At 61.8% G+C, this 12,450-nt stretch carries 11 protein-coding genes; 3 read left to right on the top strand and 8 right to left on the bottom strand.

Going from position 1 to position 12,450, the window contains the following annotated elements:
* Positions 1–175: 175 nt before the first annotated feature.
* From MKD49_RS09705 to MKD49_RS09675, 7 genes are all read right to left on the bottom strand, one after another.
* Positions 176–1,231 (bottom strand): bifunctional UDP-4-keto-pentose/UDP-xylose synthase, encoded by a 1,056-nt coding sequence (locus MKD49_RS09705; protein ID WP_252696173.1) that lies wholly within the window; start codon positions 1,229–1,231, stop codon positions 176–178.
* 29 nt (positions 1,232–1,260) lie between these two features.
* A complete protein-coding gene (locus tag MKD49_RS09700) occupies positions 1,261–2,178 on the bottom strand; it encodes a formyltransferase (RefSeq protein WP_252696172.1) in 918 nt (305 codons plus the stop codon).
* Positions 2,175–3,131, bottom strand: a complete 957-nt coding sequence (locus MKD49_RS09695) for a glycosyltransferase (RefSeq protein WP_034330258.1) — start codon at positions 3,129–3,131, stop codon at positions 2,175–2,177. Before MKD49_RS09695 ends, MKD49_RS09700 begins: the two co-directional genes overlap by 4 nt.
* Positions 3,132–3,350: 219 nt before the next feature.
* Complete coding sequence (locus tag MKD49_RS09690; protein ID WP_134135257.1) at positions 3,351–4,472, bottom strand: DegT/DnrJ/EryC1/StrS aminotransferase family protein; 1,122 nt, start codon at positions 4,470–4,472, stop codon at positions 3,351–3,353.
* 98 nt (positions 4,473–4,570) lie between these two features.
* Positions 4,571–4,942 (bottom strand): EamA family transporter, encoded by a 372-nt coding sequence (locus tag MKD49_RS09685; protein WP_121039800.1) that lies wholly within the window; start codon positions 4,940–4,942, stop codon positions 4,571–4,573.
* Positions 4,939–6,666 (bottom strand): glycosyltransferase family 39 protein, encoded by a 1,728-nt coding sequence (locus MKD49_RS09680; RefSeq protein ID WP_209580662.1) that lies wholly within the window; start codon positions 6,664–6,666, stop codon positions 4,939–4,941. Before MKD49_RS09680 ends, MKD49_RS09685 begins: the two co-directional genes overlap by 4 nt.
* Before the next feature lie 56 nt (positions 6,667–6,722).
* Positions 6,723–7,103, bottom strand: coding sequence for an Mth938-like domain-containing protein (locus tag MKD49_RS09675; RefSeq protein WP_039788406.1), 381 nt, complete (start codon positions 7,101–7,103; stop codon positions 6,723–6,725).
* Positions 7,104–7,493: 390 nt separating this feature from the next.
* On the opposite strand from MKD49_RS09675, the gene MKD49_RS09670 reads away from it, so the two are divergent.
* Complete coding sequence (locus tag MKD49_RS09670; protein ID WP_088753784.1) at positions 7,494–8,723, top strand: pyridoxal phosphate-dependent aminotransferase; 1,230 nt, start codon at positions 7,494–7,496, stop codon at positions 8,721–8,723.
* Between the two features lie 72 nt (positions 8,724–8,795).
* On the top strand, positions 8,796–10,106 hold the full coding sequence (locus MKD49_RS09665) for a homoserine dehydrogenase (protein WP_034340975.1): 1,311 nt from the start codon (positions 8,796–8,798) through the stop codon (positions 10,104–10,106).
* Between the two features lie 99 nt (positions 10,107–10,205).
* Here MKD49_RS09665 and MKD49_RS09660 read toward each other — a convergent pair whose 3' ends face one another.
* Positions 10,206–10,643, bottom strand: coding sequence for a surface-adhesin E family protein (locus MKD49_RS09660; protein WP_034340981.1), 438 nt, complete (start codon positions 10,641–10,643; stop codon positions 10,206–10,208).
* 332 nt (positions 10,644–10,975) lie between these two features.
* On the opposite strand from MKD49_RS09660, the gene thrC reads away from it, so the two are divergent.
* Positions 10,976–12,436, top strand: a complete 1,461-nt coding sequence (thrC, locus tag MKD49_RS09655; protein WP_252696171.1) for a threonine synthase — start codon at positions 10,976–10,978, stop codon at positions 12,434–12,436.
* The last annotated feature ends 14 nt before the right edge of the window (positions 12,437–12,450 follow it).

Genomic DNA, 12,450 nt, shown 5'->3' with positions numbered 1-12,450 from the left:
ACAAGTTGCGAGACTAGCATCCTGCGCCGGATAGAACAATATGCAGCAGCGCAGCATGCGGGGCAATACGGTGTCACGACGGCGATCTGTTCCGGCGCAAGCCAGACGGAAATGGCCGGAAAAAGCAAAACCGCGCCGAAGCGCGGTTTGCATGAGATCGTCAGTCAGCGGCCAATCAATCCATCAGCGCACGTGCCTGAGCCACCTGGCTGCGGTAGGCATCGAAGATGTTGCGCAGGGTGTCGGCCATGGTGGTCTTGGGGGCCCAGTTCAGCTCGTCGCAGGTGTTGGTGATCTTGGGTACGCGGTTCTGCACGTCCTGATAACCCTTGCCGTAGTAGGCGGCGGAGGTGGTCTCGATCAGCTTGACCTGCTTGGCGGTCTCGGCGTATTCCGGGTACTCGGCGGCCAGCTTGAGCATCATGTCGGCCAGGTCCTTGATGGAATAATTGTTCACCGGATTGCCGATGTTGTAGATCTTGCCGGAGGCCACGCCGCCTTCGTTGGCGATGATCTTCATCAGAGCGTCAATGCCGTCATCGATGTAGGTGAAGGCGCGCTTCTGCTGGCCGCCGTCGACCAGGGAGATGTTCTCGCCACGGACGATGTGGCCGAAGAACTGGGTCACCACGCGCGACGAACCTTCCTTCGGGGTGTGGATCGAGTCCAGGCCGGCACCGATCCAGTTGAACGGACGGAACAGGGTGAAGTTCAGGCCGGCTTCCATGCCGTAGCCCCAGATCACGCGGTCCATCAGCTGCTTGGCGCAGGAGTAGATCCAGCGCGGCTTGTTGATCGGGCCGCAGATCAGTTCGGATTCTTCCGGATCGAATTCCTCGTCATGGCACATGCCATAGACTTCCGAGGTCGAGGGGAAGACCAGGTGCTTCTTGTACTTGGCGGCCGAACGCACGATCGGCAGGTTGGCTTCGAAGTCCAGCTCGAACACGCGCAGCGGGGCGTTCACGTAGGTCGACGGGGTCGCGATGGCCACCAGCGGCAGGATCACGTCACACTTCTTGACGTGGTATTCCACCCATTCCTGGTTGATCGTGATGTCGCCCTCGAAGAAGTGCATGCGCGACTTGTAGGCCTCGTTTTCCAGAATGTCGGTGATGCGGTCGGTCATCATGTCCATGCCATAGACGTGCCAGTCCGTGGTTTCCAGAATGCGCTTGGACAGGTGGTGGCCGATGAAGCCGTTGACGCCGAGAATGAGGACTTTTTTCATAATGTAGAGAGCTAGTGAATGGCCGGACTTCAGGAGGCCATGTATTTCAGGTAATTGTTGAGTGAAGCATCCTGATCATTGATCAGGATGCCCAAGATCTGGAGGAAGTTGCCATCGCCACAACGTGCGTACAACTTGCCGCCTTCGAAGAACTTGTCTTGCGTACCGTGGGCCCGCTGCAGCGCAGGATGGGCCGCCGGCGGAACCAGCCGGGTTCTCGTGACCGTAATTTTATCACCCGCGATTTCCTCGAAGGCACCCGGATAGGGCGGGGCCACCGCGCGCACCAGATTATGGACCTCGCCGGCGGTACGCCGCCAGTCGATACGGCCATCTTCCGGCTTGCGGCCACTGAAGTAGCTGCCTTGCGAGAGGTCATTGGGCAGGTTGGGCGTATTGCCCGCCAGCATGGCCGGCAATACGTTCCAGAGCGTCATTTCTGCCGCCACGACCACCTTGCCAAAGACTTCATGCGCGGTATCGTCCGGCAGAATCGGTACGGCAGTCTGCGCCACGATGGCACCGGCGTCGGGCTTGACCGTCATCTCATGCAGGGTGGCGCCGGTTTCGCTCTCGCCATGCAGCACCGCCCAGTTGATGGGGACGCGGCCACGATACTTGGGCAGCAGCGAGCCGTGCATGTTGTAGGCACCGCGCCTGGCGCAGGCCAGCACTTCCACCGGCAGCATATGACGGTAGTAGAAACTGAAGAGGAAGTCCGGCTGCAGCGCTTGCAACTGCGCCAGCAGCTGCGGCGAGCGCGGGTCAGCGGGGGTGATGCAGGCAATGCCATGTTCGCGGCACAGGCCGGCCACGGAACCGAACCAGATATTCTCGGTAGCGCTGTCCTCGTGGGTCACCACCAGCGACACCTGCACGCCACGCGCGAGCAAGACCTTCAGGCAGCGGACGCCCACATCATGGTAGGCAAAGACGACGGCGTTCATAGGGCTTGCTTGTCTTCTGAAGAGGATTGCTCAAGGATGGCCTGCACCACGTAGCGCGGGCGCGAGCGCACCTGCATGTAGATGCGGCCGATGTATTCGCCCAGCAGGCCGATGGAGAACAGGATCACGCCCATCAGGAAGAAGGTGATGGCGAACAGCGTGAAGACGCCACCGACTTCCGCACCGATCAGCATGCGGCGCAGCACGATCAGGATGAACAGCGCCGCCGACGCGAACGACAGCCCGATACCCAGCAGCGAAAAGAATTGCAGCGGCACCAGCGAGAAGCCGGTGACCAGATCGAAGTTCAGGCGGATCAGGCTGTAGAAGGAATACTTCGATTCGCCGGCCGAGCGCTCTTCATGTTCCACCACGATCTCGGTCGGATTGCGCGAGAAGGTGTAGGCCAGGGCCGGCACGAAGGTATTGACCTCGCGGCACTGGTTGACCAGGTCAATGACGTTGCGGCCATAGGCGCGCAGCATGTTGCCCTGGTCGGTCATCTTGATGCGGGTGATCTTCTCGCGCAGGCGGTTCATGGCCTTGGAGGCGTAGGTGCGCCAGGCCGAATCCTGGCGCTTGCGGCGAATCGAGCCGACGTAGTCGTAGCCTTCGCGCATCTTGGCCACCAGGTTGCCGATTTCTTCCGGCGGATTCTGCAGGTCGGCATCCAGCGTCACTACCACTTCGCCACGGGTGGCCTCGAAGCCCGCCATGATCGCCATGTGCTGGCCGTAGTTGCCATTGAACAGCACCACCCGCGTCACGTCCGGGCGCAGGCGGTATTGCTCGGCCAGGATGCCGGCGGAGCGGTCGCGGCTGCCATCGTTGACGAAGATGACTTCATAGCTGTAGCCCAGGGCGTCCAGCGCCGGGTAAAGGCGCTCGAACAATTTGGAGAGCCCGGATTCCTCGTTGTAAACCGGGATGACGACGGACAGTTCTGGTTTCATCAAATATCAAAAAAATAAGGCTGGAATGCCTGGCCCTGCGGCCTGCATCCAGCGGTACTGAAAGCGTGTTCTGCAATAAATCAATGGCCCGATGCGCCACGAAACAGGGTCATCGCGGCGTTCAGGCCAGGGGAAATGCAGGAGACCAGCTTGCGAAAATGCAAATAAAACGAATTATGCCGAATTTTTTCGTCGAATTCTTTGCATTATCCGCAAAAATCAACCAAGCACCGATTTTACCGTTTCCACCGAGCGTTCCACGTCCTCTTTACTCATTGCATTGAACATGGGCAGCGACACGATGCGCTGGCCGACGCGTTCGGCCACCGGGAACATGCCTTCCTTGAAGCCACGTTCACGATAGAGCTTCAGCAAGTGAATGGACGGGTAGTGGTAGCCGATGCCGACCTGCTTTTCCATCATCTTTTCCATGAAGGCGGCGCGGGTGATGCGCTCCGGCAGGACCAGCTGGAACATGTGCCAGTTGGAGTTCTCGAAGTCGGCTACTGGCAGCTGGGCACCGAAGCTGGCTTCGAAATCGCTGCCGAAGCAGGCGAAATAGTGGCGCGCCAGTTCCTTGCGATGGGCGGTGACGGCATCGATGTGGGCGAACTGGCCCAGGCCGATGGCGGCGGCCACGTCGGTCATGTTGAACTTGCCGCCCAGAACATCCACTTCCAGGCCGTCGAAGCCGCTGCGGGTGACGCCCTGCAGGCGGTATTTCTCGGCCAGACGGGCTTCCTCGGCATTGTTGAGCACCAGGAAACCGCCTTCGGAACTGGTGATGTTCTTGTTGGCCTGCAGGCTGAAGGAGACGAAATCGCCGAAGGCACCGATGCGCTTGCCTTTCCAGGTCGAACCCAGCGCCTGGGCGGCATCTTCCACCACGCGCAGATTGTGCTTGGCGGCAATCGCGTAGAGGCGGTCCATGTCCAGCGGCAGGCCGGCCAGGTAGACCGGGATGATGGCCTTGGTGCGCGGGGTAATGGCGGCTTCGAGGCGGTCCAGGTCGATGTTGCGGGTGACCGGATCGATGTCGGCGAACACCGGGGTGGCGCCGGTTTCCAGGATCACGTTGGCGGTGGCGACCCAGGAGATGGGAGTGGTGATGACTTCATCGCCCGCGCCGATGCCGGCGATGCGCAGCGCGATTTCCATGGTGCAGGTGCCGGAGTTGAAGGTACGCACGATGCGTCCGCCCAGGTAGTCCGACAAGGCCTTTTCGAACGCCTGCACCTTGGGGCCGCTGGTGATCCAGCCCGAGCGCAGCACTTCGCCGACGGCGGCGATGGTGGCTTCATCGATGGTGGGTTTGGAAAACGGCAGGAAAGGCAGGCTCATGGTGGAATCCGGTCAGACTAGGTTCAAGGGGAGGGCGCTGCCGCAGCGGGCAGCGCAGTGGCCGGCGCGCCGGGCGCGCGGCAACCCGGTATTGTAAATCAGCTTCTGGTCAGCAAGACCACGCCGACGATGATCACGCCGATGGCCAGCAGGCGCTGCAGGGAGATGGCCTCGCCCAGGAAGTACCAGGCACCGATGGCGTTGATGATGTAGCCCAGCGAGAGCAGCGGGTAGGCGATGGTCACGTCCACCCGCGACAGGCCGATGATCCACACGCCCACCGAGATCACGTAGCAGGACAGGCCGCCGATGATGGGTAGCTGGGTAGCCAGCTTGAGGCCGGTGGAGAACCAGTTGTCCGCCGTCAGGTGGATCGCACCGACCGCATTGGTGCCGGCCTTGAGCAGCAGTTGTGCAACGGCGTTCAGGCAGATGCCGACGAAGATGAAGCCAAAGGTAGTCAGGTTCATTTCGCCGCCTTCTTCTCGCCGGCGACCGCTGCGGCGGGGGGCGGATCGTTGGCCACGATCACGCGGCGCGGGTCCTGGCCGATCAGGCGCATCGGCAGCTTGCGTTCGACCAGCTGCTTGTAGATGGTCGGATCGATGATGGCGATATCCTTCTTGCCAGCCGCGTTGTCGGCCACCCATTGCGCCACGAAGGCGTCGATGGTCGGCAGCCACAGCTGCGGTTCCTGCTTGAGACCGAACTCCATTTCGTCGGCATGCTGCACCAGGGTCATGGTGCGGCGCAGGTAGAAGGGCAGGGCCTGTTCATAGCGGCCGACCAGGTAGATCGGGGTTTCCGGCTTCAATTCGGCCTGCAATGCCGGCACGTAGTCCACACCCGCCGAGTAGCGGCCCTGCGGATCATGGCCCAGCATCAGCAGCTGGCCGGCCACGAAGGCGGTCGCCGCCAGCGCGGTCACGGCCCAGTCCTTGTGCTGGCGTGCCAGGCGGATGGCGGCGATGCCGCCGACGAAGAAGATCAGGGTGGCGGCGTACAGGTAGGGCACGTGGGCCTCCACCAGCGGCAGCGAGTAGGCATCCTTGGCCAGCGAGGGCACGCGCGGGATGAAGGCCAGCGCCACCGCCGAGGGCAGGGCCACCAGCGAACCGGCCCAGGCCAGCGCCTTGTAGTCCGCTTCGTCCAGGTAGCAGGCGATCAGCAGCGCCAGCGCCGGGAAGATCGGCAGGATGTAGGAGGGCAGCTTCGAGTCCGAGATGCTGAAGAACACGAAGATGAACACCGCCCACACCAGCAGCATCCGCTTGGGCTGGAAACGCCCGCCGTTGAGGCTGTTGTAGCCGGCGGTGTCGCGTTGCTCGCGGGTGCCTTTCCACAGGCTCTGGAAGAACACGCCCAGCCAGGGAATGATGCCCAGCACCAGGATGGGAATGAAGTAATACCACGGACCGGTGCGGCTATGGATCTTGGTGGTGAAGCGCTGGAAGTGCTCGTGGATGAAGAAGAACTGCGGGAATTCCGGATTGCGCAGCGACACCGCGACGAACCACGGGGTGCAGATCGCAAAGAACAGGATCAGGCCCTTGACCAGATGCAGTCGCTTCCAGATCGCCCAGTCGCGCGCAAACAGGGTATAGAGCACCAGCACCGCACCGGGCAGAACGATACCGATCAGACCCTTGGACAGCACCGCCAATGCCATGCCGGCCCAGCACAGGAGCATCCAGTTGCGCTGGCCTTCACGGGAGGCACCGTCGCGCTGCGCCATCAGCAGCGAGCACAGGGCGATGGTCATCATGCCCGACAGGCCCATGTCCAGCGTATTGATGTGGCCCATGCCCGCCCAGAAGAAGCTGGAGGCCAGCACCAGGGCGGCATAGAAGCCGACGCGGGCGCTGAAGACGCGGGTGCCGGTGTAAGCCGCCAGGCCGATGCCCAGCAGGCCGCACAGGCCGGTCCACAGGCGCGCCTGCCATTCACCGAGGCCGAACAGCTCGAAGGTGATGGCATTCATCCAGGTTTGCAGGGGCGGCTTCTCGAAGTACTTGATGCCGTTCAGGCGGGTGGTGATCCAGTCCTGCGTGGCCACCATTTCGCGCGCCATCTCGGCATAGCGGCCTTCGTCGGTGGGCACCAGTACACGGGCTCCGAGCATCCAGAACCAGACCAGCAGGAAGAGAATGAGCAGCGTCCAGACGAACGCCTTGGATTTATACAGTTCGCGCATTGACAGCGGTTCCTTGTTGCGTGTTCTTGGGTTTCTTGTCGCGGCAGGTGCCGGCGTCAGGCCTGGGGCGCAATGATCAGCGCCAGCGCCACCTTGCGCCCTTCGGCCATGAGAATGTTGTAGGTCCGGCAGGCGGCCTGGTTGTCCATGCACTCCACGCCGATGCGGCGCGCAGTCAGCACCGTGGTCAGCTTGGGATGGACGAAGCGCTGGCGCTCGCCGGTGCCCAGGATGACCACGTCCGGTGCGGTGGCATCGATCTGGGCGAAATGCTCGGGAGTGAGCGCCTCGAAGCTCTCTGCCGGCCAGGGCACCGGCTCGGTCTCGGGCAGCACCAGCAGGCTGTTGGTGAAACGGATGGCATTGAGCTCGACGCCGTCCTCATCATAGGCGGTGACGGTCTGGTATTGCTTGGTTTCGGTCGAATGGAGCTTCATCGCAGATGGGCAGGATGGGTTGCAGGCGGCCCCGCGGGGCGAACGGCCGGGCCATGATGTCAAGTCGACATGCATCGCAGCAACGCGGTCGTAAAGTGCGCCATTGTAGCCGTTTCCGACCCCGGCGCACGCCTATTTGATTGATAAAATGCTTAGCTTTGGGCAAAATGGCCGGTTCCCGGCAAGCCCATGAGGCAGCGCCGCAGGCCGCTTTGCAGGTGCTTTACATTGCACTGCAGCAGGCAAAAACGTGCAGGAAAATGATGGCAAGCGTGGTAATGGAGGGGAGCCGCAGGATAATGGTTCCGGTCCGGTGCCCGCGGCCGATGAAGCAGGACAGGACGGGCAGGGGCCGACGCCGCCTGTCGCGAAACGATTAGAGGAAGAGCTGTGCGACCGATTCAGAAATCCAAGAAGCTGGCAGATGTGTGTTACGACATTCGGGGTCCCGTGCTGGAAAAGGCGCGCCAGATGGAGGAAGAAGGCCACAAGATCATCAAGCTCAACATCGGCAACCTGGCCGCCTTCGGCTTCGATGCGCCCGACGAGATCGTGCAGGACATGATCCGCAACATGGGCAATGCCTCCGGCTACACCGATTCCAAGGGCCTGTTCGCGCCCCGCAAGTCGGTCATGCACTACACCCAGCAAAAGAAGATCGAAGGCGTGACCATCGATGACATCTACCTGGGCAATGGCGCCTCCGAACTGATCGTCATGAGCGTCAATGCGCTGCTCAACACCGGCGACGAAGTGCTGGTGCCGTCGCCCGACTATCCGCTGTGGACGGCCGCCGTGAGCCTGTCCGGCGGTACTCCGGTGCATTACGTCTGCGACGAGCAGCAAGGCTGGCAGCCCGACATCGCCGACATCAAGAAGAAGATCACCCCCAACACCAAGGCCATCGTCGTCATCAATCCCAATAATCCGACCGGCGCGCTGTATTCGGTGGAGGTGCTGAAGGAGATCATTGAGCTGGCGCGCCAGCATCAACTGATCATCCTGGCTGACGAGATCTACGACAAGGTGCTCTACGACGGCAACACCCACACCTCGCTGGCCTCGCTGGCCGACGATGTGCTGTTCATCACCTTCAACGGCCTGTCCAAGAACTATCGTTCCTGCGGCTACCGCGCCGGCTGGATGGTGGTTTCGGGCGAGAAGAAGCATGCGCGCGACTACATCGAAGGCCTCAACATGCTGGCCTCGATGCGCCTGTGCGCCAATGCGCCCGGCCAGTTCGCCATCCAGACCGCGCTGGGCGGCTACCAGAGCATCAATGACCTGGTCGCCCCCAATGGCCGCCTGACCAAGCAGCGCGACCTGGCGCACAAACTGCTGACCGACATTCCTGGCGTGACCTGCGTCAAGCCCAAGTCGGCGCTCTACATGTTCCCGCGCCTGGATCCGGAGGTTTATCCGATCAAGGACGACCAGGAATTCGCCTACGAACTGCTGGCCGAGGAAAAGGTATTGATCGTGCAGGGCACCGGCTTCAATTGCCCGACGCCGGACCACTTCCGCGTGGTGTTCCTGCCCAACACCGACGACCTGACCGAATCCATGGGGCGCATCGCGCACTTCCTGGAAGGCTATCGCCGCCGCCACGGCACGGCCTGATCCGATTTGCAGTACCCGTCACGGCCGCGGCCTGCGGCGTGGCGGTCATTTTTCACCAACCACGAAGACAATATGAAATCCATCAAAGTAGGTTTGCTCGGCATCGGCACCGTGGGTTCCGGTACTTTCAATGTTCTCAAGCGCAACCAGCAGGAGATTGCGCGCCGTGCAGGCCGGGGCATTGAAATTACCATGGTCGCCGCTCGCAATACTGCCCGCGCGACCGAACTGACCCAGGGAGAAGTCAAGGTCGTCAATGACGGCAACCTGGTGGTGAACGATCCCGAGATCGATATCGTCGTGGAGCTGATCGGCGGCGATGACATCGCCCGCGACCTGGTGCTCAAGGCCATCGCCAACGGCAAGCACGTGGTCACGGCCAACAAGGCCCTGATCGCCAAGCATGGCAATGAAATTTTCAAGGCGGCGCAGGAAAAGGGCGTCATGGTGGCTTTCGAGGCGGCCGTGGCCGGTGGCATCCCCATCATCAAGGCCCTGCGCGAAGGCCTGACCGCCAACCGCATCCAGTGGGTGGCCGGCATCATCAACGGCACCACCAACTTCATCCTTTCCGAGATGCGCGACAAGGGTCTGGACTTCGACGTGGTATTGAAGGAAGCGCAGCGCCTGGGCTATGCCGAAGCCGATCCGACTTTCGACATCGAAGGCGTGGATGCCGCCCACAAGCTGACCATCATGGCCTCGATCGCTTTCGGCATCCCGGTGCAGTTCGACAAGGCCCACGTGGAAGGCATCACCAAGCTGCAGGCCAGCGACATCACCTATGCCGAGAAACTGGGCTACCGCATCAAGCTGCTGGGCATCACCCGCCAGACTGCCAAGGGCATCGAACTGCGCGTGCACCCGACGCTGATTCCGGCCTCGCGCCTGATCGCCAACGTTGAAGGCGCGATGAATGCCGTGGTGGTGCGTGGCGACGCCGTGGGTGAAGCGCTGTACTACGGCAAGGGTGCCGGTTCCGAGCCGACCGCCTCGGCCGTGATCGCCGACCTGGTCGACATCACCCGCCTGGCGACGGCCGACCCGGAACACCACGTGCCTTCGCTGGCCTTCCAGCTCAACGCCATGGCCGATACCCCGGTGCTGCCGATGAGCGAAGTCGTGACCAGCTACTACCTGCGCATCCGCGTGGCCGACCAGGCTGGCGTGCTGGCCGACGTGACCCGCATCCTGGCGGATTCGACCATCTCCATCGACGCCATGCTGCAGAAGGAGCCGGCTGAAGGCGAGCAGCAGACCGACATCATCATGCTGACCCACCAGACCCAGGAAAAGAACATCGAGGCTGCCATTGCCAAGATCGAAGCCCTGGCTACAGTGGTCGGCCAGGTCACCAAGATCCGCCTGGAAGAGCTGAGCTGATTCGATCTGCTGTCATTGCATCAAAGAAAAACGGAGCCCGCGGGCTCCGTTTTTCTTTGGGTCGGGAAGAAGGGGGGGGGTGGTAAACGCCCCCTATGATCATTTCTTCAGTTCGAAATTGCAGACTGCCTGCAGCATGGCGTCGCCGACCGACATCGGCTTGGGCTTGATGAACTCTTGTCCCTTCAGGGCATCGCTGTGGTCACGCTTGTCGCCCTTGCCATCGTTCTCGGCGAAGATGATTTCGCGCACCAGCTTCATGCTGCCGGCCTTGCAGTTGTACTGGTGCAGGTCCTTGTAGGATTTCAGCGCGGGGAAGCTCTTGTCGCCATTGTTGGGACGCGCTTCCTTGAAGTTCCACATCGACCAGGCTTCGCGGATGCCGCCCGATTCGACGATGGAGTCGGTATCGACCAGCAGTTCGGACGTATCCGAGCCACCCAGCGATTGCCAGTTCTCGGCGTGCGCCGGCAGGCTCGCCAGCAGGGTGCCGAACAGGCCGGCCGCGGCCAGCAGGGTCTTGATCTTGTGGTTCATGCCGTTTTCCATCCTTTTGAGTTTGAAGTGCATCTTTGATGTGGCCAGCGTGCAAACATTCCCGCCATCCCGGCGGCGCTGCACGAAGTGGCGCAGCATAGCCCGGGCATGCGCGGCTTTCAAGGGTGGTAACGTTTTATTTCAGCTTGCGCCGGTGCCATGATGATTCAGTGCAACAAATGGCCCGTCAGCCCGAGACCCTGCGCCACCGCCCTGTCTGCAGGTGCAGCTTTCTTCCATGCCGCGCTTTTGTGCAGCGCCCGCTGGCCGTATAATCGTGGACTTTCCTCCCATTCCACGCTCCCGCCGCCTGCCGGCGCATCCTAATCGACATGCAATACGTTTCCACCCGCGGTCACGCTGCAACTCCTTCCTTTTCCGACATCTTGCTGGGCGGCCTGGCCCCTGACGGCGGCCTGTACCTGCCGGCCACGTATCCGCAGGTCAGCGGTGCCGAGCTGGACCAGTGGCGTACGTTGTCGTATGCCGACCTGGCTTTCGAAGTGCTCAAGAAATTTGCCACCGACATTCCCGAAGCCGACCTGAAGGCGCTGGCCCACAAGACCTATGCCGCCGACGTCTACCGCAACACCCGCGCCGGCGAAGATGCCAGCCAGATCACCCCGCTGCGCACCCTGCAGGAAGAAGGCGGCAAGAAGCTGGTGCTGCAGAGCCTGTCCAATGGTCCCACGCTGGCCTTCAAGGACATGGCGATGCAATTGCTGGGCAACCTGTTCGAATATGCGCTGGCCAAGAAGGGCGCGGAATTGAACATCGTCGGCGCCACCTCCGGTGACACCGGCAGCGCCGCCGAATACGCCATGCGCGGCAAGAAGGGCATCCGTGTCTTCATGCTGTCGCCGCACAAGAAGATGAGCGCCTTCCAGACCGCGCAGATGTTCAGCCTGCAGGACCCGAACATCTTCAACCTGGCCGTGGAAGGCGTCTTCGATGATTGCCAGGACATCGTCAAGGCCATCTCCAACGACCTCGAATACAAGGCCGCCAAGAAGATCGGCACCGTCAACTCGATCAACTGGGCGCGCGTGGTGGCGCAGGTGGTGTATTACTTCCGCGGCTACCTGGCAGCCACGACCAGCAACGAGCAGAAGGTCTCCTTCACCGTCCCCTCGGGCAACTTCGGCAACATCTGCGCCGGCCACATCGCCCGCATGATGGGCCTGCCCATCGACAAGCTGGTGGTGGCCACCAATGAGAACGACGTGCTGGATGAATTCTTCCGCACCGGCCACTACCGTGTCCGCAAGTCGGCCGAGACCTATCACACCAGCAGCCCCAGCATGGACATCAGCAAGGCCTCCAACTTCGAGCGCTTCGTCTACGACCTGCTGGGCCGCGACAGCGCACGGGTCAAGGCGCTGTTCCACAAGGTCGAGACCGCAGGTGGCTTCGACCTGAGCGGCCAGGCCGGCAGCGACGGCAATGAATTTGCCAGCGTGCTGCAGTATGGCTTTGCCTCCGGCAAGTCGACCCACGCCGACCGCCTGGAGACCATCCGGTTCGCTGAAAAGGCCTATGGCATCACGGTCGACACCCACACCGCCGATGGCATCAAGGTAGCGCGCGAACATCTGACGCCGGGCGTGACCATGATCGTGCTGGAGACGGCCTTGCCGGCCAAGTTCAATGAAACCATCCGCGAAGCCCTGGGCCGCGACGCCGACCGTCCGGCGGGCTTCGAGAACATCGAGGCGCTGCCGCAGCGCTTCGAGGTGATGCCGGCCGATGCCGCCCGGGTGAAGGCTTACGTGGCCGAGCACACCGGTCTGTAAGCCGCGCCTTACCA

It is taken from the genome of Herbaspirillum sp. WGmk3 (assembly GCF_023952535.1).
Taxonomy (GTDB): Bacteria; Pseudomonadota; Gammaproteobacteria; order Burkholderiales; family Burkholderiaceae_D; genus Herbaspirillum; species Herbaspirillum huttiense.
Note: the sequence above shows the minus strand (reverse complement) of the source record. Positions and strands in the feature narration are given on the sequence as shown.

What these genes read in the sequence shown, in the direction of transcription:
- MKD49_RS09705 (WP_252696173.1), bottom strand. Translation starts at nt 1,231, where the DNA reads ATGAAAAAAGTCCTCATTCTCGGCGTCAACGGCTTCATCGGCCACCAC.
- MKD49_RS09700 (WP_252696172.1), bottom strand. Translation starts at nt 2,178, where the DNA reads ATGAACGCCGTCGTCTTTGCCTACCATGATGTGGGCGTCCGCTGCCTG.
- MKD49_RS09695 (WP_034330258.1), bottom strand. Translation starts at nt 3,131, where the DNA reads ATGAAACCAGAACTGTCCGTCGTCATCCCGGTTTACAACGAGGAATCC.
- MKD49_RS09690 (WP_134135257.1), bottom strand. Translation starts at nt 4,472, where the DNA reads ATGAGCCTGCCTTTCCTGCCGTTTTCCAAACCCACCATCGATGAAGCC.
- MKD49_RS09685 (WP_121039800.1), bottom strand. Translation starts at nt 4,942, where the DNA reads ATGAACCTGACTACCTTTGGCTTCATCTTCGTCGGCATCTGCCTGAAC.
- MKD49_RS09680 (WP_209580662.1), bottom strand. Translation starts at nt 6,666, where the DNA reads ATGCGCGAACTGTATAAATCCAAGGCGTTCGTCTGGACGCTGCTCATT.
- MKD49_RS09675 (WP_039788406.1), bottom strand. Translation starts at nt 7,103, where the DNA reads ATGAAGCTCCATTCGACCGAAACCAAGCAATACCAGACCGTCACCGCC.
- MKD49_RS09665 (WP_034340975.1), top strand. Translation starts at nt 8,796, where the DNA reads ATGAAATCCATCAAAGTAGGTTTGCTCGGCATCGGCACCGTGGGTTCC.
- MKD49_RS09660 (WP_034340981.1), bottom strand. Translation starts at nt 10,643, where the DNA reads ATGAACCACAAGATCAAGACCCTGCTGGCCGCGGCCGGCCTGTTCGGC.
- thrC (WP_252696171.1), top strand. Translation starts at nt 10,976, where the DNA reads ATGCAATACGTTTCCACCCGCGGTCACGCTGCAACTCCTTCCTTTTCC.